This window comes from Arthrobacter sp. BC5 (assembly GCF_056680255.1).
On the sequence record NZ_CM155273.1, the window covers coordinates 2,373,919 to 2,399,601 of the forward strand.

Consider the following 25,683-nt stretch of genomic DNA (forward strand, 5'->3'; position numbering starts at 1 on the left):
ATGGCAGGGCTGCACGCCGCACCGGCGCCGTCGGAGGTCCTCGACCTCCCGATCGTCGACGCCGGGCAGGACGTCGTCGTCCGGGTCCCCGCCACGAGCGCGAACCTCGGACCAGGCTTCGACACGCTGGGACTCGCCCTGACGCTGCACGACACCGTGCGCGTCCGCACGACGACCTCCGGTTCGACGACCGTGCGCGCCACGGGCGAGGGTGCCGACGCGCTGCCGGACGACGAGCGCCACCTGGTCGCCCGATCGCTGATCAGTACGCTGCACCGGGCGGGCCGCCGCGCCCCGGGGCTCGAGCTCGACACCACCAACGTCATCCCGCACGGCAGGGGCATGGGGTCGTCGGCGTCGGCGATCGTCGCCGGTGTACTGGCGGGGAATGCGCTGCTGCCGGTCGGCGAACGGCTGGACTCCGCGCAGGTGCTGCAGTGGGCGGCCTCGATCGAAGGCCACCCGGACAACGTCGCGCCCGCCCTGATGGGCTCGCTGGCGATCTCCTGGGAGAGCGGCAGGGCGTTCCACAGCACGCGCGTCGAGGTGCACCCGGACGTCGTGCCGGTGCTCGCGGTCCCGGACCTGGCGCTGTCGACCGAGAGCGCCCGCGCACTCCTGCCGCCGTCGGTGGCCCACCGGAGTGCGGCCGCCAACGCCGGACGCGCCGCACTCCTGGTGCACGCACTGGGCGCTGATCCCTCGCTGCTCTTCCCCGCCACCCAGGACGCCCTGCACCAGGACTACCGCGCGCAGGCCATGCTGCCCAGCGCCACGCTCATGCGCGGCCTGCGGTCGGCGGGGTTCGCCAGCACCGTCTCCGGAGCAGGCCCGACCGTCCTCACCCTGGCCGTCGGCGAGGACGGGGCCCGCGCCGCCGAGGACGCCGTGCGGGACCTGCTCCACCAGGGCGACACGCCGGGGAAGTGGCGGATTCTCCGGCTGGCAGTCGAGCGGGAAGGTGCTAAAGTGGGAGTGCACCAAGGGTAGTAATCGATGTGTTGCATGCAGTGCGACGACCGAAGCTACTGTGTCTTCATCAGACTCCGTGTCCTTCACCGGGCGCTGTGTCCGTCAGTAGGCACGGTGCGCTTCTGTTGAGCAGGCCGTCCTCTTCTCTGGACCGCCGCGAAACTGCAGGTTCCATCAGCAGTAGCACATCCTCCGGTGTAGCCTCCGACCTTATCTGTGTGCGTGCGGACTTCTCCTCCCGCACATCGACATCCTCAGGCTCCAGCACATCCAGCCGGCGCCGGATCGACTCCGGTTCGGCTGAACCCCGCCTGCTTCATATGCGGCACGGGGCAAACCACCGCGGACCACTGATCAGGTGGCCGCCCGACGAGGGGGAAGGATCCTTCGTGACTGAAACCACTGACCTGTTACCAGGTGTGGCCACCCAAGACGCTGCAGCAGCCGGCGCAACAACTTCCAAGAGCAGCGGCCTCGCAGGCCTGAAGCTCGCCCAGCTCCAGGCCCTTGCCGGCCAGCTCGGGATCACGGGCGGATCGAGGATGCGCAAGAGCGACCTCGTGTCCGCGATCTCCGACCACCAGCGCGGTTCCGCCGTCGCCGACCGCCAGAAGACACCCACCGTCCGCAGCGAGCGCAGCGCGGACGCGGAGCGTCCCGTCGTCGCCGGCCCGGCCGAAGCGACCGGCGAGCGGGTCCAGGACGAGCAGTCCGCCCCCGCCGAGCGCCAGCCGCGCACCCGTAACCGCAACAGGCGTGCAGGCAGTGACGGAGTCGTCTCCACGCCCGCATCCGACGCCGCGACCGTCACCAGCGAGCGGGCAGAGGCTCCCGTACGCGACGCCGTCGAGGACACGCAGGCCGGCGAGCAGCAGGACCGCGGTGACCGCGAGAACGGCGGCCGCAACCAGCGCAACCGCCGCAACCGTCGCGGCGAGGACCGTTCCGACCTGTCGGGCCAGAACGATGCCCAGAACGGTTCGCAGGCCGAGGCCGGCGCCCAGGGCGACGCGCAGAACGACTCCCAGTCCGACGCACAGTCCGGCCAGCAGCAGGGCGAGGGCCGTGGCGATCGCAACGAGCGCCGCACCCGCTCGCGCACCGGTCGTGACGAGGACCGCTCGGGCAGCAACGGCTCCAATGGTTCGAACAGTGACGGCCAGGGCGACAACGGCCGCAACGGCAGCGAGCGCAGCGACAACCGCGACAACCGCGGCAGTGGGTCCAACGCAGCGGACGAGGACGGCCGCGGGCGCAACCGCCGCAACCGTGCGAACCGCACCGGCGGCTCGGTCGCCGAGGACCGCAACAGCCGGTTCCGCGACCGCAACGAACGCAACGACCGCCGCCGCGGACGCAACCAGAACCCCGAGGTCGACGACGTCGAGGTCACCGAGGACGACGTCCTGCTGCCCGTAGCGGGCATCCTCGACGTCCTCGAGAACTACGCCTTCGTGCGTACCTCCGGCTACCTGCCGGGCCCGAACGACGTCTACGTGTCGCTCGCCCAGGTGAAGAAGCACAACCTGCGCAAGGGCGACGCCGTCGTCGGTGCCATCCGCGCACCCCGCGAGGGCGAGACCCAGGCCAGTGCGCGCCAGAAGTTCAACGCGCTGGTCCGCGTCACCTCGGTGAACGGCAAGCCCGCCGAGGACCTGAAGGACCGCGTCGAGTTCGCGAAGCTCGTGCCGCTCTACCCCTCGGACCGCCTGCGCCTCGAGACGGACCCGAAGAAGATCGGCCCCCGCGTGATCGACCTCGTGGCGCCGATCGGCAAGGGCCAGCGCGGCCTGATCGTCTCGCCGCCGAAGGCCGGCAAGACGCTCATCCTGCAGGCGATCGCGAACGCCATCACGATCAACAATCCTGAGGTCCACCTCATGATGGTCCTGGTCGACGAGCGTCCCGAAGAAGTCACGGACATGCAGCGCACGGTCAAGGGCGAGGTCATCGCCTCCACCTTCGACCGCCCCGCGGACGACCACACCACGGTCGCCGAGCTCTCCATCGAGCGCGCCAAGCGCCTGGTGGAGATGGGCATGGACGTCGTCGTGCTCCTCGATTCCATGACGCGCCTCGGACGCGCCTACAACCTGGCCGCTCCGGCGTCGGGCCGTATCCTCTCCGGTGGTGTCGACTCGGCCGCGCTGTACCCGCCGAAGCGCTTCTTCGGCGCGGCGCGCAACATCGAGAACGGTGGCTCGCTCACCATCCTGGCCACCGCGCTCGTCGAGACCGGCTCCAAGATGGACGAGGTCATCTTCGAGGAGTTCAAGGGCACCGGCAACATGGAGCTCCGCCTCTCGCGCAGCCTCGCCGACAAGCGCATCTTCCCGGCCGTGGACGTCAACGCCTCCGGCACGCGGCGCGAGGAGAACCTCCTCTCGCCGGACGAGGTCAAGATCATGTGGAAGCTGCGCCGCGTGCTGTCGGGCCTGGAGACCCAGCAGGCACTCGAGCTGCTGACCAACAAGATCCGGGAGACGCAGTCCAACGTCGAGTTCCTGATGCAGGTCCAGAAGACCACGCTCGGCTCCAAGGACGACTAGCACCCGGAACCGCCCGGAACGCGGCCGCGACTCACCCACGGTGGGCCGGGGCCGTGTTCCCGGGCGGTTCGTCGGTTAACCGGCGGACCGTCCTGCCGAGGACCGTCCGCCCCTGATGTTCATAGACTGGCTGCACCAGCCGAAAGAGGTACACCCGATGTTTGAGTCCATCCAGGGACTGCTCGACGAACACTCCGAGCTGCAGGACCAGCTCGCCGACCCCGCCGTGCACGCCGACCAGGCGCTGGCACGGAAGCTCGGCCGCCGGTACGCGGAACTCGGGCGGATCGTCGACGCGCACAACCGCTGGAGCGCGCTCGACGACGACCTCGAGGCGGCCCGGGAGATGGCGTCCGAGGATCCCGAGTTCGCCGCCGAGGTGCCCGTCCTCGAAGAGCAGCTCGCCACGGCGCAGGAGCGTCTGCGCCGCCTGCTCATCCCGCGGGACCCCAACGACAGCCGCAACGTCATCATCGAGGTCAAGGGCGGCGAGGGCGGCGACGAGGCTGCGCTCTTCGCCGGCGACCTGCTGCGGATGTACGCGCGCTACGCCGAGTCGCGCGGCTGGAAGACGGAACTGATCTCCGCCAACGAATCGGACCTCGGCGGCTACAAGGACGTCCAGATGGCCATCAAGGGGTCCTCGAACGATCCCGCCGAGGGCGTCTACGCGCGGCTCAAGTTCGAGGGCGGCGTGCACCGCGTGCAGCGCGTGCCCGTCACGGAGTCGCAGGGCCGCATCCACACCTCCGCCGCGGGCGTCCTCGTGCTACCGGAGGTCGACGAGCCGGAGGAGGTCGAGATCAGCCAGAACGATCTCAAGATCGACGTCTACCGCTCCTCGGGCCCCGGCGGCCAGTCCGTCAACACGACCGACTCCGCCGTGCGCATCACGCACCTCCCCACCGGGATCGTGGTGGCGATGCAGAACGAGAAGTCGCAGCTGCAGAACCGCGAAGCCGCGATGCGTGTGCTGCGTTCGCGCATCCTGGCGCACGAGCAGGAGAAGATCGACGCGGCGAATTCGGACATCCGCAAGTCGCAGATCCGCACCATGGACCGCTCGGAGCGCATCCGGACCTACAACTACCCGGAGAACCGCATCGCCGACCACCGCACGGGCTACAAGGCCTACAACCTCGACGCCGTGATGAACGGCGAGCTCGAACCCGTGGTGCAGTCCGCGATCGAGATGGACGAGCAGGCCCGCCTGGACGCCATCGGCACGGACGAGTAGGGGTGGAGGAGGCCCTGCGGGCAGCCGAGCGGCGACTGCGCGAGGCGGGCGTCCCGAGTCCCCGCGTCGATGCGGAGCTCCTGGCCGCCCACCTGCTGGGGGTCTCGCGCGGACGCGTGCGTGCCCTCGCCCTCACCGGCGGGCAGGTCCCCGAGGGATTCGAGGCACTCGTCGACGAGCGTGCGCGGCGGGTCCCGCTCCAGCACCTGACCGGGGTGGCGCATTTCCGCCGTGTCGACCTCGCGGTGGGCCCCGGCGTCTTCGTCCCGCGGCCCGAGACCGAGACCGTCGCGCAGCTCGTGATCGACCGGGCGGCGGGACTCCGGCATCCGAAGATCGTGGACCTCGGCACGGGCTCCGGCGCGATCGCCGCCGCCGTGGCGGACGAGGTCCCCGGCGCCGAGGTGCACGCCGTCGAACTCAGCGACCTGGCCCTGGCATGGGCCGTTCCCAATCTCGCGCCGTTCGGGGTCCACCTCGTCCAGGGCGACCTCGCAACCGCGCTGCCCGAGCAGGACGGCTCGTTCGACATCGTGGTGTCCAACCCGCCGTACATCCCCGCCGACGCCGTCCCGAACGAGCCGGAGGTGGCCGAGCATGATCCGCGGATGGCCCTGTACGGCGGGGGAGCGGACGGTATGGAGCTCCCGCGTGCCGCTGCCTCCTCCGCTGCACGCCTCCTGAGGCCGGGCGGTTACTTCGTCATGGAGCACGCCGAGGTGCAGGCCCCCTGGGTCGCCGCCTTCCTGGAGCGGTCGGGCCTGTGGAACGCCGTGACGACGCACCAGGACCTCGGCGGACGCGACCGGGCGACCAGCGCCGTCCTGGCCACCGACAGCACCCCGCCCGATACCACCGGAAAGGCCGCTCCATGACGGCGCCCGCCACCTCCAGCACCTCAGCTTCCACCCCTGCTCCGGAGACCGTGGCCGTCGCGGCGGTCACCTACGACAGGCACGAGGAGCTGGCGCAGCTCCTGCGTTCCCTCGCAGCCCAGAGCGCACCGATCGCGACCGTGGCCCTGGTGGACTCGGGAACGAAGCCGGCGGGCGCCGTCGTCGACGCCGCCGACGGCACCATCCACTACCTCCGCTCGGAGGCGAACCTCGGCGGTGCCGGCGGATTCGCCTTCGCGATCCTCGCAGCCATAGCCAGCGGCGCGCAGTGGATCTGGCTCATGGACGACGACGGCCACCCCGAGGACGAGCGCTGCCTCGCCGAGCTGCTGCGTGCGGCGCACGAGCACGATCTCGACATCGTCAGCCCGCTCGTGGCCGCGACCTCGGACCCCTCCCGCCTGTCCTTCAACTTCCGCATCAACGGGTTGCTCACCAACGACCGCGCCACGCTCGAACTCATGGGGTACCTGCCGGACATGGTGCACTTCTTCAACGGGGCCCTCATCCGCGCGGAGGTGTTCGCGAAGATCGGCCTGCCGGACATGAAGTTCTTCATCCGGGGCGACGAGGTGGACTTCCTCGCACGCGTGCGGAAGGCGGGCCTGAAGTACGGGACCCTCGCGACGGTCGCGGTGCGGCACCCGGCCACCTGGACCGAGATGAAGCCGATCTTCGGCGGATTCATCACCCCGGTGATCCCTGACGGGGACTTCAAGCGGTTCTCCTACTTCCGCAACCGTGCCTACCTCGCCCGCAAGTACCGCAACCTCCGGTGGTTCGGTGCGGACGTCATCGGCTTCCCCTACTACTTCCTCACGCAGCGGGATCCCAGGGGATTGCGTGCCTGGTTCGCGGCCTATTCCGCCGGTTTCCGGGGCAGAGGATTCGGTCCGCCGCCGAAGGCCTGACCCCGCGCGCGCCACCGCCGCCGAGGTGCGCAGGCCCGCCCGGCAATGGAAGGATGGACGGGTGACCACCAGCTACGACTGTTCCGATCCCACCCAGCGCAGCGAGGGGCTCACCGCCGCCCAGCGCGCGGTCTCCCTCAAGCAGTGCGTCGTCCTGCCCACCGATACCGTCTACGGAATCGGCGCGGACGCCTTCTCGCCGCAGGCGGTCGCCACGCTTCTCGCGTCCAAGGGCCGCGGACGCAACATGCCGCCGCCCGTCCTCATCCCACGCCTCCAGACACTCGACGGCCTCGCCATCGACGTCCACCCGGATGCGCGCAGGCTCGCCGAGGCCTTCTGGCCCGGCGGCCTCACCCTGATCTGCCACGCCCAGCCGTCCCTGACATGGGACCTCGGGGACACCCTGGGCACCGTGGCCCTGCGCATGCCGGACGACGACGTCGCGCTCGAGCTGCTCACGTTGACCGGTCCGCTCGCCGTGTCCTCGGCGAACCGGACGGGACAGCCCGCTGCGACGACGGCCGACGATGCCGCAGCCCAGCTCGCCGAGTCGGTGGCCGTCTACCTCGATGCCGGTCCGCGCACAGCGGCCGAAGGAACGGGTTCCACGATCATCGACGCCACGGGCGGGACCCTGCGCGTCGTCCGGCAGGGAACCGTCTCGCTGGAGCGCCTGCGCCAGGTGGTGCCGGACGTCGTCGGGGTCGACGGCGACGGCGCGGACTCCGCCGACGCGCCGCAGGAGTCCCCGGGGAGCTGACGCCCGGTCTCTCGCCTGCCGCGCCGCGACGTGCGCCTACGTCCCTGCCGCCGAAGGCTCGCCTGTGCCGTCAGGCTGTGCCGTCAGCGGCGGCCCCCGCGAGCACCCCGCGGATCCGGGCGCCGGGCGCGAGGCCCTGCTCCACGGCCCACCCGGGTACCTGGTCCTGGCCGAACCACATGAGTTCCACGCGGCGTACGTGCCCGTCGAGGCGGCCGCCCAGCAGGGACGAGAGGGCGTAGCCGCCGGTGACGGCAGTCCTGCAGAGCGTTGGGGGCAGCGCGCGCGGACGCCCGCCCGCGGCCTCGAGGACCGTGCGCACCGTGAGCCCCTCCCAGGGCTGCAGCACGCGGGCGGGAACGGGCCCTTCGTGGCGGCCGAGGGCGAGCACGAGTTCCGCGAGCGTCTCCACCGACGCGATGGGTGACGGTGCGGTTCCCGGCGACGCGACCGACGCGAGCGGGGAGCGGGCGAGCCGGGCCAGCGCCGCCGTCGTGGGCCGGCCGGTGCCCTGCACGGAGGTGGCGCGTACCGTCACGACCGAGAGGGTGGGCGCCCGCACCGCAGCGAGGTCCAGGGCCTGCTCGCCGAGGGCCTTGCTGTGCGAGTACGCGGAGAAGGGACGAACCGTGTCCGTCTCGTCCAGCAGCGGTGTGCGGCCCTGCACCGCGGCACTGCTGAGGTGGACGAGGCGCCGCGTGCCGGCGGCGGACGCGGCCCGGGCGAGGACGGCGGGGAGCAGGGCGTTCGCGCCGAGCAGGTCCTTGCCGCGGGCGGCGGAGGGCGTGGCCAGTCCCGCCGCATTGACGACGACGTCGTGTCCCTCCATCACTCCGGCCAGGGCGGTGGTGTCGGTACCGAGTGCGGCGTCGAGGAGAGCCTCCGGGGTCTCCGCGGATGTCGAGAGGCGCGGCGCGGAAAGTGATCGAGCGTCGATGCCGGCGGAGCGGAGCGCGTGCAGGACCGCCGAGCCGACGAAACCGGAACCGCCGAGGACGAGCCAGCTCATACGGCGCCTCCCGACCGGGGTGCCGTACCGGGCAGGGGCGGGCCGCCCAGGGGCGGTTCGGGCTGCCAGTCGGGATCGCGCAGGATGACCCGCGCAGCGCGCCAGCCCCGCCAGATCGAGGACGCGCCGGCGAGGGTGCGTTCGACGGCGACCAGGCGCATGAGTTCCTTCCCTGCCGAGAGGAGCGTCCCGATGCCGAAGCCCAGGCGGTTGTAGCGGTCATGGAGCCGGAGGTACCGGGCGAGGTGCCCGCGGTTCCGCATGCCGCAGAAGCGGGAGAGGTCGCTCGAGTCGTTCAGGTGCCGGACGCCCAGGTCCACCTGGCGCTGCGCGCGCGTCTTCCGCAGCACGAAGGCGTCGATGTACGCCACGGGTCGCCGCCGTGAGATGAGCCACCCGTAGGTGAGGTCGTCGCCGTTGAGGAAGAAGCGCGCATCGGGCAGGCCGACCTCGCGGACGACATCGGCGGTCACCAGCATGCCCTCGAAGCAGCCCACGTTCGTGTGGAAGACCGGCGACGCCGCGAAGACGTCCCCGCGCACGGGCAGATGGACGCCGATGGACTCGTTGAGGATGTGCTGCCAGAAGAAGGGCTCGCCGGCGGCATCGTACCGGCGGCCGTGGATGCAGGAGTAGCGGCCCATCCAGGGCCGAAAGGACGCCAGGGCGTCGGGGAGGACGACGACGTCGTCGTCCATCAGCCACAGCCAGTCCGCCCCCTCCTCGAGCGCGCGTGCGACGCCCGCGGCGAAACCACCCGAGCCGCCGACGTTCTCCGGGAGGCGGTGCACGATGACCGGCACGGGCAGATCCACGGCCGCGAGCAGGTCGGCCGTGCCATCGGTGCTGGCGTTGTCGACCACCACGATGCCGGCCGGCGCCGGATCGAGCTCCGCGACGGAGTCGAGGAGCTGCCGCAGGTGGGAGGCCCGATTGAAGGTGGTGATGACGATGAACACGCGCGATGAGCCGGCGTCGGGGACGTGCAACGTGGTCCTTCCGGGCCGCGCCAGGGCAGTGGGCAACGGGCCCGGCACAGGCGGTGCAGTTAGTATTCTCGGGTAATAGCAGTCTATTACACCGTGTTCGGGCCCCTGCCTGACCAGTCCTGGTCCTGCCGGTGCCGGGTGTCTTCCCGGCGGTGGCAGGTGGGGTGCGGACGCGGTGGCAGCCTGCATGACACGGTTAGGAATCATGGGAATCACCGAAGGCCGGGCCTCCGCCCGGACACCAGGCTCTACGGCCGCAGCCCCTCCCGGCGACAAGCCGGCGATCTGGCTGTGGTCCCAGTACCTGCTCGACGCCGCCGCCTGGATCGTGGCCATCCTCCTCGCGCTGATCCTGCGCTACGAACTGCTGGTCAAGGAAGTGAACGTTCCCGGCATCGCAGCCTTCTGCGCGGTGGCCGTCGTGGCCCAGCTCGTGGTGGGGCTGAGCTTCGCCCTCTACCGCGGCAGGTACAGCTTCGGCAGCTTCCACGAGGCGAAGCTGCTGGTCATCGTCGCGGTGCTCGTCGCCGTGATCCTCGTGCTCGTCAGCGTCGCCTTCTTCACCGTCATCGAGGTGCCGCGCAGCATCGGCATCATCGCCTTCCCCTTCGCCTGCATGTTCCTGGCCGCCACGCGCTACCTCAAGCGCATGTACGTCGAGAGCAAGGCCAAACCGGGGGAGGATGCGCAGCGGACGCTCATCTACGGCGCCGGGTTCCTCGGGAATTCGCTCGTGGGCCGCATGATGCAGGACCCGGAATCGCCGTACTTCCCGGTCGGACTGATCGACGACGATCCCGCGAAGAAGCACCTCCGGCTGTCCACCGTGCCCGTCCTCGGCCGGATCGACGACCTGCGGGAGGTCGCCGCGCGGACGCAGGCCTCGGTCCTCGTCATCGCCTTCGCCGAGGTGGAGGCGGCCCAGGTCCGTCGTGTCTCGGACCTCGTGGCGGGGCTCAACATCAAGGTGCTCGTCCTGCCGCCGCTGCGGGACATGCTCGGCGCCGCGGGAGCAGCCATCGCCGACTTCCGCGAGGTCGCCGTCGAGGACCTCATCGGGCGGCGTCCCGTGGACATCCACCCCGACGAGGTGGCCGGCTACGTCACGGGCAAACGCGTACTGGTCACCGGTGCCGGCGGTTCGATCGGCTCCGAACTGTGCCGCCAGCTCTCGGCCTTCGAGCCCGCGGAACTCATCATGCTCGACCGCGACGAGACCGGCCTCCAGTCGACGCAGATCTCGCTCACCGGACGAGGCCTCCTGACGGGGCGCGATACGGTGCTCGCCGACATCCGGGACGCCGACGCCCTGCTGAACATCTTCGAGGACCGCAGGCCGCAGGTGGTCTTCCACGCTGCCGCCCTCAAGCACGTGTCACTGCTCGAGCAGTACCCGGAGGAGGCCTGGAAGACGAACGTCCAGGGGTCGCTCAACGTCCTGCGCGCGTCAGCGGCCGTCGGTGTCACGAGTTTCGTCAACATCTCGACGGACAAGGCGGCCGACCCCACGAGCGTCCTCGGCCACTCGAAGCGCGTCGCGGAGAAGCTCACGTCCTGGCACGCGGAGCGGACGGGCCAGCGGTACGTGTCGGTGCGCTTCGGCAACGTCATCGGCAGCCGCGGCTCCATGCTGCCCCTCTTCACCGAGCAGATCCGCAACGGCGGTCCCATCACGGTGACCGACCCCGAGGTCACGCGCTTCTTCATGACCATCCCCGAGGCATGCCAGCTCGTGGTCCAGGCCGGCGCGATCGGCAGGGGAGGAGAAGTCCTGATCCTCGACATGGGCGAGCCCGTCAGGATCCTCGACGTCGCCCAGCGCATGATCGCGATGTCCGGCAAGGACATCGACATCGTCTTCACGGGCCTGCGCCCGGGCGAGAAGATGCACGAGGACCTCATGGGCGCGGGGGAGGACGATTCCCGTCCGCTGCATCCCAAGATCTCGCACACCTCGGTGGCGTCGCTCGATCCCCAGCAGCTCAGCCTGAAGGACTGGAAGGCGGAGGGCGGGTTCGACCACGGCCGGCGGGGTATCTCCCCGGGACCGGCCGGCGATGCGGGGCATGCCCCCGCCGCTCCCGCCGCACAGGCAGCCTCGCGCGTCGGAGGACCGACGTCGTGAACGGACTCCTCGTCCTCGTCGGGCTCGCCGCACTCGGCCTGTCGCTCGCGCTGCCCGTCGTCGTGAAGCCCATGCTGAAGCGCCTGGGCGTCATCGACATCCCGAACAGCCGGTCCTCGCACAGCACCGTCGTCATCCGCGGCATGGGAGTCGCGGTCGCGGTGGCGATCCTCGTGGCGCTCGTCCTGTCCCTCGCCACGGGCCTGGTCGCCGTCGACCGGTCGCTCATCCTGATCATCGTCTGCATGGTCGGGGCCTCCGCCACCCTGGGGTGGATCGAGGACTTCCGCGGCATCTCGGTCAGGGTCCGTGCCTCGACGCAGCTCCTGGTGGGGACCATCGGCACCGCCGCCCTCGCCACCACCATCGACGACAGCAGCTACTGGTGGGTCCCCATCGGCGCCATCGCCGTCGCCACCTACATCAATGCAGCCAACTTCATGGACGGGATCAACGGGATCTCGGGGATGCACGGTGTCGTCGTGGGTGCCTTCTACTCGGCCGCGGGCGTGCTCAGCGATCAGCTGTGGCTGACGGTCGCAGGGCTGGTGGTGGCCGCCGCCTTCGCCGGTTTCCTGCCCTGGAACCTCGGCAGGGGCTTCGTGTTCCTCGGTGATGTGGGCAGCTACCTGCTCGGTGCGTCCATCGCCGCGATCGCGGTCACGGGCCTGCTGGCGGGCGTCTACCTCGAGTACCTGCTCTCACCGGTCCTGATCTACCTCGCGGACACCTTCACCACGTTCCTGCGCAGGGCGCGCCGGGGCGAGCGCCTCTACACCGCCCACCGGCAGCACGTGTACCAGCGGCTGACCGACACGGGACTGGGCCACGTGCAGGTCTCGCTCTTCGTCAGCGTCCTGTCCGTGCTGACCGGGGCGGCAGGCTTCGTGCTCGCCACCGCACCGGCGCCCCTCGCCGTCTCCGCGTCCCTCTTCGCAGCCGCCGTCGTCGCCCTGTACCTCTACTCGCCGCGGATCTTCCGCGCACTCGCACGCCGCCGGGCCGCAGCCGAGGCCTGACCACCCGCGCCGCGTCTTCGCGGTGCTGTAGAATTTCAGGCGCCGGGTACGACTGGTCCCGTCCCGCTGTCCCCGGCAACAGCCCTCGCGACGCCGTCGACGAAGGACCAGCACGGCGCCGCCCGGCGCAGCGACAGAGCGGACAGTACGTGCCACGACCGGAGCACCCGGCCAACGGAGCCCACCCGAACCTCGTACCGGCGTCGGGCGCCACGGAGTCGCCCTGGCTGGGGATCCTCGCCAGGAGTGCGGCAGCGGGCGGGCTGCTCGCACTGGTGCTCGCCGCCGCTGCCGCGCTGCTCACCTCGCCTCCTGCCGGGCTGAGCGTCCTGTTCGGCGCGGTCCTCGTGATGGCCTTCTTCGGTATCAGCCTCCTGATCGGCCACTTCACCGGCAGGACCAATCCCTCCGGCGCACTCGGGCTCTTCGCCGTCACGTATGCGATCAAGGTCGTCGGATTCGCGGCCGTCCTGTTCTTCCTCGGCACCCCGGGCTGGCTGGACCGCACCTGGTTCTTCACCGGAGCCCTCTCGACGGTCATCGCCTGGCAGGTCGCGGAGATCGCGGCGTTCTCGCGCCTGCGGACACCCCTGTACGACGACGCACCGGGAGGACCGCCGTCCGCCGGGGCGCCCGAGCACCGATCGGAAGGATCCTGACATGCCCATCCCGGCCGACCGTCCGGACAGGACCACCGCGGCGTCTCCGCAGCCGGGCGACGCCCGCTTCTCCAACGGCGGATACAACGCGGGGATGGCCGTCTTCAGCTACATCATTGGCGGGATCCTGGTGTGGAGTTTGATAGGCTGGGGGCTGGATAACCTCCTCGACACGCGCTGGTTGGTGCTGGCGGGAGCGTTCTTAGGTGCAGCAGGGGGTTTCTACCTCTCCCACATGCACGACCTCACCCGGAACCACACCCCGAATCCGCCCGGCGGATCCCGGAGCACGCCCGGTTCCGAGGCCGAACCCGAGTGAATCCACACAACTCAACGAGTCGGACCAGTGCCACTGCGACCGAACAGATCTTGCCCAACGATGGACACTGCAGAGAGGAAACGCGTTGATCGCGCTTGCGCTCCCGGCCGCAACTACCGAAGAGGGATTCGTAGCCCCGACGATCGAGGACACCCACTACCGGGACATCCTCCCGTGGGGCGGCGAGTACGGCGTCCTGCTGGATCCCGGATTCGGGAAGCAGATGCTGCTGACCATCCTCTCGGTCATCCTCATCGCGACCTTCTTCCTGGTCGCGTCCCGCCGCCGACAGCTGGTTCCCGGCAAGCTGCAGTTCCTCGGTGAGTCCGCGTACGGATTCGTCCGCAACTCCATCGGCAAGGACATCATCGGCGGACGCGAGTTCCTCCGCTACGTGCCCTGGCTCTTCACCGCCTTCTTCTTCGTGCTGGTGAACAACATCTTCGGGGCGATCCCGTTCCTGCAGCTGCCCACGTTCTCCCACCCGGGCAGCGCCTACGGCATCGCCGCCATCTTCTTCTTCCTCTGGGTCGGTATCGGCCTCAAGAAGCACGGGATCCGGTACTTCAAGCTGGCCGTGGTGCCCTCCGGTGTCCCGTGGTACATCCTGCTGATCGTGGTGCCGATCGAGATCATCTCGAACTTCATCGTCCGCCCGGTCACGCACTCGCTGCGACTCTTCGCGACGATGCTCGCAGGGCACCTCATCGTGACCCTCGCCGGCTCCGCCATCGAGTACATGGTCTCCACGGGGAACATCCTCCTGCAGGGTACGAGCGTGCTGGTCCTCGCCGGATCGGTCGCGATGTACATGCTCGAGGCCCTGATCATGATCCTCCAGGCCTACGTGTTCACGCTGCTCGCCGCGATCTACATCGAAGGCGCACTGCACGCCGACGCCCACTGATTCACACATGTCTTCCCCGTCGGGGATGATCCCAAACAACCTGTCGCACCAAGGCGGCATCTTGAAAGGAACACAATGGAAGTACAGGGTAGCCTCAACCTCGTTGGATACGGTCTCTCCGCAATCGGCGGTGGTATCGGTGTCGGCCTCGTCTTCGCGGCCTACATCAATGGCGTAGCTCGCCAGCCTGAGGCACAGCGTGTCCTCCAGCCCATCGCCTTCCTCGGCCTGGCGCTGACCGAAGCCCTCGCGATCCTGGGCCTCGTCTTCGCCTTCGTCATCGGCGCCTGATCCAGCCGCTCCGACCGACCGAAGACCAGTTGAAGAAAGACGGGTGAAAAATGCTTAACGCAGCGATTATGGCGGCGGAAGAGGGATCGAACCCTCTGATCCCGAACCTATGGGAACTGCTGGTGACCGTTGTCGGCTTCGCCGTCCTGCTGTTCATCGTCTTCAAGTACGTCATGCCGGCGTTCGAGAAGACGTTCGCAGAGCGTACCGAGGCGATCGAAGGCGGTATCGCCAAGGCCGAGGCCGCACAGGCCGAAGCCAACGCGGCACTCGACGAGTACAAGCAGCAGCTTGTGGACGCTCGCACCGAGGCCAACCGCATCCGCGAGGAAGCCCGCGCCGAAGGTGCGCAGATCCTGGCGGACCTCAAGGAGAAGGCAGCTGCCGAGTCGGCACGCATCACGGAGCAGGCACACGTGCAGATCGAAGCCGAGCGCCAGGCCGCCGTGGTCTCGCTCCGTGCCGAGGTCGGCACGCTGGCGACGGACCTCGCGAGCCGGATTGTCGGGGAATCACTCGCCGACGACGCCCGCTCCTCACGCGTCATCGACCGCTTCCTCGCCGACCTCGAGACCTCGTCGCAGAGCGCAGGTGCAGCGAAGTAATGGCAGGAGTATCGAGCCTCTCCCTGGCAACGGTCCGTGAAGGACTCGAGTCCCGACTGCCGGGCGCAACCCTGGCTCTCGCCGAGGACCTGTTCGGTGTGCTGGCGATCCTGGACAGCAATGCCGGGCTCCGCCGGGCGCTGACGGATCCGTCGCGCACCGGCAAGGACAAGGCCGTGCTGGTCGATCAGCTGATCGCAGGCCGCGTCTCTCCCGATGCCGCCGCCGTGGTCCGGGACCTCGTCAGCGAGCGCTGGGGCAATGCGCGGGACATCGGGGACGCCCTGGAGACCCTCGCGGCGACCGTGGTCATCTCGGTCGCCGAGCAGGGCCGCGGTGTGGAGGGCTTGGAGCAGCTCGAGAACGAGCTGTACTCCTTCATCCAGGTGGTCGCCTCGAACCACGCCCTGCAGAGGGCGCTGTCGGAGGCACAAGCCACTCCGGAGTCGAAGGTCGCACTCGCCCTGAAGCTCGTACCCGAGGCGGGCGCCGCGGGCAGGCTCCTCATCGCCCAGGCCGTGCGGGCGCCGCGCGGCCTGAAGCCCGCAGCCCTCGTGCAGCGGTTCCTCGAACTGGTCGCAGTGCGCCAGCAGCGCTGGATCGCCGATGTCAGCGTCACCCGTCCGCTGACGGCGAGCCAGTTCGAACGTCTCGAGTCCGGGCTGAACGCCATGTACGGCCGTGAACTCAAGGTCAACGTGAAGGTCGACCCCGCACTCATCGGAGGAGTCCGGGTGAGCGTCGGAGACGAGATGGTCGACTCCACCGTGATCACGCGCTTGTCCGAACTCCGCCGCAAGCTGGCGGGCTAGGCGCACGCGCTTGTCGACCCCCGAGTTCCACCCACTGAATCACACACCGGTCGCCACGCATCCCAAGGTGACCACAACACAGGAGAGCAGGGACTGAGATGGCCGAATTGACCATCAACGCCGAAGACGTCCGCAGTGCGTTGAACGATTTTGCGGCGTCCTACGAGCCCGGAAACGCGGAGCGCGTCGAAGTCGGCCGCGTGACCACCGCCAGCGACGGCATCGCCCGTGTCGAGGGTCTTCCCTCCGTCATGGCCAACGAGCTGCTGCGGTTCGAGGACGGCACGCTCGGACTCGCCCAGAACCTCGACACCCGTGAAATCGGCGTCGTCGTCCTCGGTGACTACAACGGGATCGAAGAAGGCCAGGAAGTACACCGCACGGGGGAGATTCTCTCCGTTCCCGTCGGTGACGCATTCCTCGGCCGCGTCGTCGACCCCCTGGGCCAGCCCATCGACGACCTCGGCGAGATCGTCGCCGAAGGCCGCCGTGCGCTCGAGACCCAGGCTCCCGGCGTCACGCAGCGCAAGTCGGTGCACGAGCCGATGCAGACGGGCCTCAAGGCCATCGACGCGATGATCCCCATCGGTCGCGGCCAGCGCCAGCTCATCATCGGTGACCGCCAGACCGGCAAGACCGCCATCGCGGTGGACACCATCATCAACCAGAAGGCCAACTGGGCTTCCGGTGACGTGAACAAGCAGGTCCGCTGCATCTACGTCGCGATCGGCCAGAAGGCATCGACGATCGCGGCTGTCCGCCAGACCCTCGAGGACAAGGGTGCGCTGGAGTACACGACGATCGTCGCGTCCCCCGCCTCCGACCCCGCGGGCTTCAAGTACCTCGCCCCGTACGCAGGCTCGGCCATCGGCCAGCACTGGATGTACGGCGGCAAGCACGTCCTGATCGTGTTCGACGACCTGTCGAAGCAGGCAGAGGCCTACCGCGCGGTGTCGCTGCTGCTGCGCCGTCCGCCGGGACGCGAAGCCTACCCGGGCGACGTCTTCTACCTGCACTCGCGGCTCCTCGAGCGTTGCGCCAAGCTCTCCGACGAGCTCGGAGCGGGCTCGATGACGGGTCTGCCGCTCATCGAGACGAAGGCGAACGACGTGTCGGCCTACATCCCGACCAACGTCATCTCCATCACCGACGGCCAGATCTTCCTGCAGTCGGACCTCTTCAACGCCAACCAGCGTCCCGCCGTGGATGTCGGTGTGTCGGTGTCCCGCGTCGGCGGTGCCGCACAGGTGAAGTCGATGAAGAAGGTCTCGGGCACCTTGAAGCTCGACCTCGCGCAGTACCGCGACATGCAGGCCTTCGCGATGTTCGCGTCCGACCTGGACGCCGCATCACGCCAGCAGCTGACCCGCGGCGCACGGCTCATGGAACTGCTCAAGCAGGGCCAGTACTCGCCGATGCCGGTGGAGCAGCAGGTCGTGTCCATCTGGGCCGGCACGAACGGTTACCTCGATGACGTACCCGTCGAGGACATCAACCGGTTCGAGACGGAGTTCCTGGAGCACCTCGGCCACAAGTCGCAGGTCCTCACGACGCTCGCCCAGACGGGCAAGCTCGAGGATTCGACGGCGGACGAGCTGAAGACGCAGATCACCGGCTTCAAGCAGGGCTTCTTCGGAGCCGGCGCGAACGGCTTCGGCGCAGGCCACGAGGAGCACGCGGCGATCGACGCCGATTCGGTCGAGCAGGAAAAGATCGTCAGGCAGAAGCGCTAGAGGTCCTGCTGCCGGGAGGGGCACAGCCCCTCCCGGCCTGCAGCACCCTGGCCTGATCGCTTCCCGCAGCGGGAGCGAAGGAAAGGACAAGAATGGGAGCCCAGATCCGGGTCTACCGCCAGAAGATCGCCTCGACCACGTCGACGCGGAAGATCTTCAAGGCGATGGAGCTGATCGCGACTTCTCGCATCGGCAAGGCGCGCACGCGCGTCGCAGCGGCACTGCCGTACGCCAACGCGATCACCCGCGCCGTGTCGGCCGTATCGTCGCAGTCGGAGATCGATCACCCCCTGACCACCGAGCACGGTCAGGTACGGCGCGCTGCCGTGCTGGTGCTGTCGTCCGACCGAGGCCTCGCCGGTTCGTACTCGGCGAGCGCCCTCAAGCAGGCGGAGGGTCTCTTCGAGACGCTCCGCTCCGAGGGCAAGGAGATCCAGTCGTACCTGATCGGCCGCAAGGCCCAGTCGTACTTCGACTTCCGCGGCCGGGACTACGAGAAGGTCTGGACCGGTGGCACCGATGCTCCCGAGTTCGAGACGGCACGCGAGGTGGGTGAGGCCCTCCTGTCCACCTTCCTGAAGGACTACGAGGACGGCGGCGTGGACGAGATCCACGTGGTCTACACGAAGTTCCGCTCCATGGTCGTGCAGGAGCCGTCGGTCATGCGGCTGCTCCCGCTCGAGGTGGTGGACGAGGAAGTGCCGCAGGACGGCGAACTGCTGCCGCTCTACGAGTACGAGCCGGAGCCCGAGCAGGTCCTGGACGCACTGCTGCCGAGGTACATCGAGTCGCGCATCTTCGCCGCCATGCTCCAGGCTGCGGCGAGCGAGCTCGCGGCGCGCCAGCGGGCGATGAAGTCCGCGGGCGACAACGCCACGGAGCTCATCAAGAAGTACACGCGCCTGCGCAACACCGCCCGCCAGGCGGAGATCACCCAGGAGCTCTCGGAGATCGTGGCCGGCGCGGATGCGCTGAACGCCTCCTGACACCCCCATCCGGGTCCTCGTGGGCGCGGGTGCACAGCTAGACTTAGTTCCACGCCATCTACGTAAATGAAGTGAGAGAGATGACTGCCCAGACTGTTGAACACGGTACGGACTCAGTTGCCCCCGGCGCCACCGGCCGTATTGCACGTGTCATCGGCCCGGTTGTCGACGTCGAGTTCCCGGCCGACGCAATCCCCGCAATGTACAACGCCCTCACCACCGAGATCACTCTCAACGGTGAGACCCGCCTGATCACCTTCGAGACCTCGCAGCACCTGGGCGACAACCTCGTCCGCGCGATCTCCCTGCAGGCCACCGACGGACTCGTCCGCGGCACCGTGGTCCAGGACACCGGAGCGGCGATCTCCGTCCCCGTGGGCGACGGCGTCAAGGGCCACATCTTCAACGTCCTGGGCAAGCCCCTCGACGTCGACGAGTCAGCACTCGAGATCACCGAGCGCTGGCCCATCCACCGCAAGGCTCCGAGCTTCGCATCGCTCGAGGGCTCGACGGAGATGCTCGAGACCGGCATCAAGGTCATCGACCTCCTCACCCCCTACATCAAGGGTGGGAAGATCGGCCTCTTCGGTGGTGCCGGTGTCGGCAAGACCGTCCTCATCCAGGAGATGATCACGCGTGTCGCACGCAACTTCGGTGGCACCTCGGTGTTCGCCGGTGTCGGTGAGCGTACCCGCGAGGGCAACGACCTCTGGGTCGAGATGGAAGAGGCCGGCGTCCTCAAGGACACCGCCCTCGTGTTCGGCCAGATGGACGAGCCGCCGGGAACGCGCCTCCGCGTGGCCCTCTCGGCGCTGACCATGGCCGAGTACTTCCGCGATGTCCAGAACCAGGACGTGCTGCTCTTCATCGACAACATCTTCCGGTTCACCCAGGCAGGCTCCGAGGTGTCGACCCTCCTGGGCCGCATGCCGTCCGCCGTGGGCTACCAGCCGAACCTCGCCGACGAGATGGGCCTCCTGCAGGAGCGCATCACCTCGACGAAGGGCCACTCGATCACGTCGATGCAGGCGATCTACGTGCCTGCGGACGACTACACCGATCCGGCTCCGGCCACCACCTTCGCGCACCTCGATGCGACCACCGAGCTCTCCCGCGAGATCGCGTCCCGTGGCCTGTACCCGGCCGTGGACCCGCTGGCATCGACCTCACGCATCCTGGACCCGCAGTACATCGGCCACGACCACTACAACACGGCCGTGCGCGTGAAGCAGATCCTGCAGAAGAACAAGGAACTGCAGGACATCATCGCGATCCTCGGCATCGACGAGCTCAGCGAAGAGGACAAGGTCGTCGTCGCCCGTGCGCGTCGTATCCAGCAGTTCCTCTCGCAGAACACCTACACCGCCAAGCAGTTCACCGGCGTCGAGGGCTCGACGGTCTCCATCAGGGACACCATCGAGGGCTTCGCGGCGATCTGCAACGGCGACCTCGACCACATCGCGGAGCAGGCGTTCTTCAACGTCGGCGGCCTCGACGACGTCGAGCGCCAGTGGGCCAAGATCCAAGACCAGACCGGTAAGTAAAGCCGATGGCGACGAACGGCGAACTCGAGGTCGAAATCGTCGCGGCCGACCACTTCGTGTGGTCGGGCGCGGCGCGCACCGTCAACGCACGCACGGCCAACGGACAGATCGGCATCCTCCCCGGACACGCCCCCATCCTCGCGATCCTCGAAGCGGGGGAACTCTCGGTGGAGCCGGTCAACGGCGAACGCCTCGTGGTCGGAGTGGATGGCGGTTTCTTCTCGGTCGACTCCAACCGTGTCGTGATCGTGGCGGACAACGCCAAGGTCGGCGGTTCGGTGACTCCGGAATCCGTCTAGGATTCTCGCATGGAGGCACTGGGTGTGACGTTCATCTGCCTTGCGGTCGTCTTCGGCCTGCTCGTGCTCGTGATCGGCGCATTCCTCCTCCGCCGCTACCAGCTCAATCGTGCCCTCGGCACCTTCGACGCCTCCATCCGCCTCCCTCCCAAGGGCTGGCGGGTGGGGGTTTGTCGTTATACGGACAAGAACCTCGAGTGGCTCAGCCTCCTCTCGCTGAGCCCCATCCCCAGGTTCCGTTTCCTGCGCAGTTCGCTCGAGGTCGAGGGCTGGCGTGCGCCCACGGAGGCTGAGCGCGTCCGGATCCAGCCGGGGGCGATCATCGTCCAGCTGGCCTACGAGGGCGAGCCGTTCGACCTCGCCATGAAGTACGACGTCTATGCAGGCCTCTCCTCATGGATCGAGGCCGGCCCGGTGATCGGTATCGGCACCTGGCGCTGACAGCCTGACAGGCTCCGGGGAGTCGGTCTTCCCCTCCTAGAGGTCGATCGGCCGGATCCAGGTCCCCGCGCGCAGGACCCCCTTGAGCTGGAGGTCGGACGACACCACGACGGCATCGGCGCGCAGCCCGCTGCGGAGGCTGCCCACCTCATCCGCCAGTCCCAGGACGGCGGCAGGAACCGCACTCGCGGCGCGGACGGCGTCGACCGCACCGACTCCCGCTGCCATGGTGCAGCGCACGACGTCGAGGAGGCTCCCGGCGCCGCCGGCGAGTGCTCCACCCTGCAGCAGGACGGCCGCACCGTCGATGACCGTGACTTCCCTGTGTCCGAGCCTGTAGGTGCCTGCGGCACGGCCCGCGGCGGCGGTCGAGTCACTGACCAGGCAGATGTTCTCCGACCCCGCGATCGTGAAGGCCATCCGGACGGTCTCCGGATGGAGGTGGACGTCGTCCGCGATGAGTTCGACGGCGATCTCGCCGGCCCGCGCCCGCTGCAGGAGCAGGGGAGCCGGGCCGGGGGAGCGGTGATGGATCACCGGCATCGCGTTGAACAGGTGGGTCGCCGTCGGCCGTCCGCTGAAACCCGCGAAGCCGGTCGAGGCCAGTTCCTCGTTGATGAGATCCAGGGCAGCGCCCGTCTCCTCGGTGGTGCTGTCCGTGTGCCCGATGGACGGTATCACCCCGTGCATGACGAGTTCGTAGACGAGGACGTCGCTCCCCGGTAGCTCGGGGGCATAGGTCATCGAGGCGAGGCGGCCCCGGGCCGCGGTGACGAGGCGGGAGACGTCCTCCTGCGTGGGCAGGAGGAGGAACGCGGGATCGTGGGCGCCGCTGCGCTGCTTCGACAGGAAGGGCCCCTCGGCGTGGATGCCGGCGATCAGCCCCGCGTCCGCGGCCGCCGCGAGCCTGCCGAAGGCCGCCTCGAGGTCCTCGAGCGGTGCCGCGCACGTGCTGGCGAGAACCGTCGTCGACCCGCTGCGGTGCAGGTGCTCCACGGCTGCCTGGATGTCCGCGTCCGAGCCGGAGGTGAAATCGCCGCCGCCGGCACCGTGGCAGTGGAGGTCGATGAGGCCCGGCAGCACGAGGTAGCCTTCGGGCAGTTGCTCCGTGGGTGCGGGCCCGCGCGACGCTCCGGCCTCGGTGATGCGGGAGCCCTCCCACCGCAGGATGCCGTCGTCGACGATCTCCGCATCGGTCACCATTCGTCCGGACAGGGCGCGGGGCGTTCCGCTCGAGAGGGCCATGGTCCGATTCTAGGGGGCCCGAGGGCGGGCCCCTAGAGGTCTGCCTAGAAGAGGCGGGACGCGCTGTCGTCGACCCCGCGCATGGCGTCGTAGTCCAGTGTGAGGCAGTCGATGCCCCGATCCGCGGCGAGGACCCGGGCCTGCGGCTTGATCTGCTGGGCGGCGAAGACCCCGCGGACCGGCGACATGAGGGGATCCCGGTTGAGCAGTTCGAGGTAGCGGGTGAGCTGCTCGACGCCGTCGATGTCGCCGCGCCGCTTGAGCTCGATCGCGACGGTGCGGCCTTCCGCGTCCCGCGCGAGGATGTCGACGGGACCGATCGCGGTCATGTACTCGCGCCTGATCAGCGTGAAGCCTGCGCCGAGCAGTTCGATCTGCTCGGCGAGGAGCCGCTGGAGGTCCGCTTCGACGCCGTCCTTCACGAGCCCGGGATCCACGCCGAGGTCGTGGGACGAGTCGTGCAGGTGTTCGCGGATGCTGATCACGAGCTTGTCGTCGCTCTTGGCGTGCTGCACGGTCCAGATCTCGGTGACGCCCTCGGCGCGGTCGGCGTCGTCGGGCCGGCTGACGCGCAGCGAAGCGGGCGGGCTCATCCAGTTCAGCGGCTTGTAGGACCCGCCGTCGGAATGCACCAGGACGGAACCGTCCGACTTCACCATGAGGAGCCGGGTGGCCAGCGGGAGATGCGCCCGGAGGCGGCCGATGTAATCGACGGAGCAGCGGGCAATGACAAGACGCACGACGAAGACTCTACCGGCCGGAACGCCGGACACGTGAGCGGACGGGTGGCCGTGCGTCCTCGGGCAGCGGATCGGGCAGACTGGAGGGGTGCCCCGATCCAATCGTCCGAACCGCCCTCGCGGGTCCTCCCGGCCCAAATGGACGGTGCCGCCCGAGGTGGACCTCGAGCGGGCGCGCGCGGGGCTTCCGCTGCGCGAGTCCGCTCCCGACGGCGAGTGGTCGGTCCGCCGCATCACCGAGCGGAATGCGGCCAAGACCTACACGTGTCCTGGATGCAGTTCGTCCATCCTGCCCGGGATCGCCCACCTCGTGGTGTGGCGGGAGGATTCACTGTTCGGCCCCGAGGCGGCCCTCGCCGACCGGCGGCACTGGCACGTGCGGTGCTGGCAGACCAGGAGCTTCCGCTACTGAGGCCGCGGCGGAGCGGCAGGCGCACCTGCCGCTCCGCTCCGCCCTGTGCGCCCGCCCCACCTAGACTGGTCCCATGGCCAGCGATTCCCCCGACCACACCTTCACGACCAGCGACGAGGAGATCGAGATCCGGGCGTCGACGGTGCTCCCGGCCGATCGACGGAACGTCGAGCTGCGGACCGCGGACGGCCTGGCCCTCGTGGGCGAGTTCGCGGCTCCCGAGGGGCGCACGCCGAAGGCGACCCTCGTGACGCTGCACCCGCTGCCGACGCACGGCGGCTTCATGGATTCACACGTGTACAGGAAGGCGTCCTTCCGGCTGCCCGCACTGGCGGACATCGCCGTGCTCCGGTTCAACACGCGCGGCACCTGCTCGCCCCGCGGCTGCAGCGAAGGGACCTTCGACGGCGGCGACGCCGAACGCCTCGATCTGCAGGCCGCGGTCGACTGGGCCGTGGCGCAGGGGCTCCAGCACATCTGGCTCGTCGGCTGGTCCTTCGGCACCGAGCTGTGCCTGAAGTACGGGGCGCAGGACCCGGTGGCGGAGCTCATCGAGGGCGCGATCCTGCTCTCACCCCCGCTGCATCGCGCCGTCGACGCCGATCTCGACGCGTGGTCCTCCAGCGGACTCCCGCTCAAGGTGCTCGTGCCCGAGTTCGACGACTACCTCGTGCCGAAGGAGGCGGAGGGCCGGTTCTCGCGCGTGCCGCAGGCCGACGTGACGGGGATCGACGGGGCGAAACACCTCTGGGTCGGGGAGAAGTACGCGGCCCGCGTGCTCGACGAGATCGTCGGCGTCGTGCGGCCAGAGGTGGACCTGCCGCTGCCGTCCACGTGGACGGGACCGGCCGCCGTCGCCCCGTCACCGCTGACGGCGAACTGAGTGCCGGGCGCCGCTACTGGCTGTCCTGGCGCGCGATGAAGACTTCCTTGAGCAGGAGCATCACGGCGGCGGCCGTCGGGATGGCGATCAGTGCCCCGAGCACGCCGAGGAGGCTGCCACCCGCGATCACGGCGATCACCGCGACGGCACCGGGGACCGCGACGGCCCGCTGCATGATGCGCGGCGAGATGAAGTACGCCTCGAACTGCAGGTAGGCCACGTACGGGATGGCGAACAGCAGGGCGGTGTGCCAGCCCACCGTGAGGGCGATCAGGGTGACGAGGACGGCGGCGATGGTCCCGCCGACCAGCGGTATGAAGGCCAGCAGTGCGACGACGAACGCCAGCAGCACGGAGAACGGGACGTCCGCGATGGACATCACGATGAACGCGAACGAGCCGTTCAGGAGGGCGACGCAGGCCTGACCGATCACGTACATGCCGACGCTGCGGGTGATCTCCTCCGACAGCACCTCGACACGCGGCCGGCGCGAGCGGGGTGCGAGCCGGTACGCCCACCGCTTCATCGACGGCAGGGACGCGAGGAAGTAGAGCGCGAGGACCAGGATCACCAGTGCTCCGAACAGTCCGTTGACGATCACCGTCCCCACACCGAGGACGCCGCCGAAGATCCCGCCCACGGCCTCGCTGTTGGTGAAGAACCTGTCGATCTCGGAGCTGACGCGCTCCCGCACCTGGAACTGCTCGTCGACGGTCGTGAAGAACTCGGAGTTGAGGAAGCTGTCCGCATAGCCGGGTGCGCGGTCGATGATCTGGGAGGTCTGGTTTACGATCGTCGGGATCAGCAGCGCGAAGAACCCGACCACGATCCCCACGAGGATCAGGAGGGACACCGCGATGCCGGCCGGTCTCGGCACCTGCTTCGTCTCGAGCCAGCGGACGATCGGGTCGAGGCCGAGCGCGATGAAGAGGGCCGCCCCGATCCAGACCAGCAGCTGGCCCACGTTGGTGATGATGAAGAAGGCCAGGAGCGCCAGGCCCACACCGACACTCATCATGAAGCCGAAGTGGATGGGGTGGGCCCTCATGCTCCTCGGGTACGCACCGCCGAACTTGAGGCGTTCGTCGGCGAGTGACACCTGCGGATCGACGGCCACCGGATCGGGCTCACGGTCCGGGGGGAACTCGAAACGCGGACGGGGCTGCGCGGTGGGGAGGGATCGCCGCGCGAGCGTGAGGAGGGACCGCAGGGTCGAGGGCGGCGGCGCCACGCCCGTCGGCCGTTCGGCGGAGGGCTGCCCTTCGTCGCTGATCCCCTCGGCCTCGGGCCGCGGGAGCGGCTGATCGAGCGGGACGTCCTGGTGGTCTGTCAACGAG

Annotated in this window: 26 protein-coding genes; 21 read left to right on the plus strand and 5 right to left on the minus strand. The window is 69.1% G+C overall.

Going from position 1 to position 25,683, the window contains the following annotated elements; genetic code table 11:
• From thrB to AC1MFI_RS11030, 6 genes are all read left to right on the plus strand, one after another.
• Positions 1-990, plus strand: a complete 990-nt coding sequence (thrB, locus tag AC1MFI_RS11005; RefSeq protein ID WP_479816865.1) for a homoserine kinase — start codon at positions 1-3, stop codon at positions 988-990.
• A gap of 371 nt (positions 991-1,361) precedes the next feature.
• Complete coding sequence (rho, locus tag AC1MFI_RS11010) at positions 1,362-3,521, plus strand: transcription termination factor Rho (RefSeq protein WP_479816866.1); 2,160 nt, start codon at positions 1,362-1,364, stop codon at positions 3,519-3,521.
• A gap of 157 nt (positions 3,522-3,678) precedes the next feature.
• Positions 3,679-4,758 carry a peptide chain release factor 1 gene (gene prfA / locus AC1MFI_RS11015; RefSeq protein WP_479816868.1) on the plus strand — a complete coding sequence of 360 codons (1,080 nt, stop codon included), beginning with the start codon at positions 3,679-3,681 and terminating at the stop codon, positions 4,756-4,758.
• A 2-nt stretch (positions 4,759-4,760) separates the two neighbouring features.
• On the plus strand, positions 4,761-5,633 hold the full coding sequence (prmC, locus tag AC1MFI_RS11020) for a peptide chain release factor N(5)-glutamine methyltransferase (protein WP_479816869.1): 873 nt from the start codon (positions 4,761-4,763) through the stop codon (positions 5,631-5,633).
• Positions 5,630-6,565 (plus strand): glycosyltransferase, encoded by a 936-nt coding sequence (locus AC1MFI_RS11025; RefSeq protein WP_479816870.1) that lies wholly within the window; start codon positions 5,630-5,632, stop codon positions 6,563-6,565. Before prmC ends, AC1MFI_RS11025 begins: the two co-directional genes overlap by 4 nt.
• A 61-nt stretch (positions 6,566-6,626) precedes the next feature.
• Positions 6,627-7,328: an L-threonylcarbamoyladenylate synthase gene (locus AC1MFI_RS11030; protein WP_479816872.1), complete on the plus strand. Its 702-nt coding sequence runs from the start codon at positions 6,627-6,629 to the stop codon at positions 7,326-7,328.
• Positions 7,329-7,398: 70 nt separating this feature from the next.
• Here AC1MFI_RS11030 and AC1MFI_RS11035 read toward each other — a convergent pair whose 3' ends face one another.
• Both AC1MFI_RS11035 and AC1MFI_RS11040 read right to left on the minus strand, forming a co-directional pair.
• A complete protein-coding gene (locus AC1MFI_RS11035) occupies positions 7,399-8,337 on the minus strand; it encodes an NAD-dependent epimerase/dehydratase family protein (protein ID WP_479816873.1) in 939 nt (312 codons plus the stop codon).
• Entirely contained in the window at positions 8,334-9,326 is a 993-nt protein-coding gene (locus tag AC1MFI_RS11040) for a glycosyltransferase (protein ID WP_479816875.1), read from the minus strand. Before AC1MFI_RS11040 ends, AC1MFI_RS11035 begins: the two co-directional genes overlap by 4 nt.
• Before the next feature lie 205 nt (positions 9,327-9,531).
• On the opposite strand from AC1MFI_RS11040, the gene AC1MFI_RS11045 reads away from it, so the two are divergent.
• The 13 genes from AC1MFI_RS11045 (at position 9,532) to AC1MFI_RS11105 (ending at position 21,066) form a co-directional block, all read left to right on the plus strand.
• Complete coding sequence (locus AC1MFI_RS11045; RefSeq protein ID WP_479816877.1) at positions 9,532-11,451, plus strand: polysaccharide biosynthesis protein; 1,920 nt, start codon at positions 9,532-9,534, stop codon at positions 11,449-11,451.
• Positions 11,448-12,470, plus strand: coding sequence for an MraY family glycosyltransferase (locus AC1MFI_RS11050; RefSeq protein ID WP_479816879.1), 1,023 nt, complete (start codon positions 11,448-11,450; stop codon positions 12,468-12,470). Before AC1MFI_RS11045 ends, AC1MFI_RS11050 begins: the two co-directional genes overlap by 4 nt.
• 149 nt (positions 12,471-12,619) lie before the next feature.
• Positions 12,620-13,129, plus strand: coding sequence for a Cg1360 family ATP-synthase-associated protein (locus AC1MFI_RS11055; protein WP_479816880.1), 510 nt, complete (start codon positions 12,620-12,622; stop codon positions 13,127-13,129).
• A 1-nt stretch (position 13,130) separates the two neighbouring features.
• On the plus strand, positions 13,131-13,448 hold the full coding sequence (locus AC1MFI_RS11060; RefSeq protein WP_479816882.1) for a hypothetical protein: 318 nt from the start codon (positions 13,131-13,133) through the stop codon (positions 13,446-13,448).
• Between the two features lie 85 nt (positions 13,449-13,533).
• Positions 13,534-14,355 (plus strand): F0F1 ATP synthase subunit A, encoded by an 822-nt coding sequence (gene atpB / locus AC1MFI_RS11065; RefSeq protein ID WP_479816883.1) that lies wholly within the window; start codon positions 13,534-13,536, stop codon positions 14,353-14,355.
• Between the two features lie 75 nt (positions 14,356-14,430).
• Positions 14,431-14,646, plus strand: coding sequence for an ATP synthase F0 subunit C (locus tag AC1MFI_RS11070; protein ID WP_019481292.1), 216 nt, complete (start codon positions 14,431-14,433; stop codon positions 14,644-14,646).
• 50 nt (positions 14,647-14,696) lie between these two features.
• Entirely contained in the window at positions 14,697-15,251 is a 555-nt protein-coding gene (locus AC1MFI_RS11075) for a F0F1 ATP synthase subunit B (protein WP_133080843.1), read from the plus strand.
• The gene (locus AC1MFI_RS11080) at positions 15,251-16,063 is read left to right on the plus strand and encodes a F0F1 ATP synthase subunit delta (protein WP_479816885.1); all 813 of its coding nucleotides are present in this window, start codon (positions 15,251-15,253) and stop codon (positions 16,061-16,063) included. The genes AC1MFI_RS11075 and AC1MFI_RS11080 overlap by 1 nt, the downstream gene beginning before the upstream one ends.
• Positions 16,064-16,161: 98 nt before the next feature.
• Complete coding sequence (gene atpA, locus AC1MFI_RS11085) at positions 16,162-17,796, plus strand: F0F1 ATP synthase subunit alpha (RefSeq protein WP_479816886.1); 1,635 nt, start codon at positions 16,162-16,164, stop codon at positions 17,794-17,796.
• Between the two features lie 92 nt (positions 17,797-17,888).
• The gene (locus AC1MFI_RS11090) at positions 17,889-18,782 is read left to right on the plus strand and encodes a F0F1 ATP synthase subunit gamma (protein WP_479816887.1); all 894 of its coding nucleotides are present in this window, start codon (positions 17,889-17,891) and stop codon (positions 18,780-18,782) included.
• Between the two features lie 80 nt (positions 18,783-18,862).
• Positions 18,863-20,326, plus strand: coding sequence for a F0F1 ATP synthase subunit beta (gene atpD, locus AC1MFI_RS11095; RefSeq protein WP_479816889.1), 1,464 nt, complete (start codon positions 18,863-18,865; stop codon positions 20,324-20,326).
• Between the two features lie 5 nt (positions 20,327-20,331).
• Positions 20,332-20,625, plus strand: a complete 294-nt coding sequence (locus AC1MFI_RS11100; protein WP_400483897.1) for a F0F1 ATP synthase subunit epsilon — start codon at positions 20,332-20,334, stop codon at positions 20,623-20,625.
• 9 nt (positions 20,626-20,634) lie between these two features.
• The gene (locus tag AC1MFI_RS11105) at positions 20,635-21,066 is read left to right on the plus strand and encodes a DUF2550 domain-containing protein (protein ID WP_400483896.1); all 432 of its coding nucleotides are present in this window, start codon (positions 20,635-20,637) and stop codon (positions 21,064-21,066) included.
• A gap of 36 nt (positions 21,067-21,102) precedes the next feature.
• Here the strand turns inward: AC1MFI_RS11105 and AC1MFI_RS11110 are convergent, their stop codons facing one another.
• Positions 21,103-22,311 carry an N-acetylglucosamine-6-phosphate deacetylase gene (locus tag AC1MFI_RS11110; RefSeq protein WP_479816891.1) on the minus strand — a complete coding sequence of 403 codons (1,209 nt, stop codon included), beginning with the start codon at positions 22,309-22,311 and terminating at the stop codon, positions 21,103-21,105.
• 44 nt (positions 22,312-22,355) lie between these two features.
• The gene (gene nucS, locus AC1MFI_RS11115) at positions 22,356-23,051 is read right to left on the minus strand and encodes an endonuclease NucS (protein WP_479816892.1); all 696 of its coding nucleotides are present in this window, start codon (positions 23,049-23,051) and stop codon (positions 22,356-22,358) included.
• 88 nt (positions 23,052-23,139) lie between these two features.
• Between nucS and AC1MFI_RS11120 the strand changes: the two genes are divergently transcribed.
• Both AC1MFI_RS11120 and AC1MFI_RS11125 read left to right on the plus strand, forming a co-directional pair.
• Positions 23,140-23,463: a hypothetical protein gene (locus AC1MFI_RS11120; RefSeq protein ID WP_479816893.1), complete on the plus strand. Its 324-nt coding sequence runs from the start codon at positions 23,140-23,142 to the stop codon at positions 23,461-23,463.
• Between the two features lie 73 nt (positions 23,464-23,536).
• A complete protein-coding gene (locus AC1MFI_RS11125) occupies positions 23,537-24,346 on the plus strand; it encodes an alpha/beta hydrolase (RefSeq protein WP_479816894.1) in 810 nt (269 codons plus the stop codon).
• 13 nt (positions 24,347-24,359) lie between these two features.
• Here AC1MFI_RS11125 and AC1MFI_RS11130 read toward each other — a convergent pair whose 3' ends face one another.
• Positions 24,360-25,679, minus strand: a complete 1,320-nt coding sequence (locus AC1MFI_RS11130; RefSeq protein ID WP_479816895.1) for an AI-2E family transporter — start codon at positions 25,677-25,679, stop codon at positions 24,360-24,362.
• Positions 25,680-25,683: the final 4 nt, after the last annotated feature.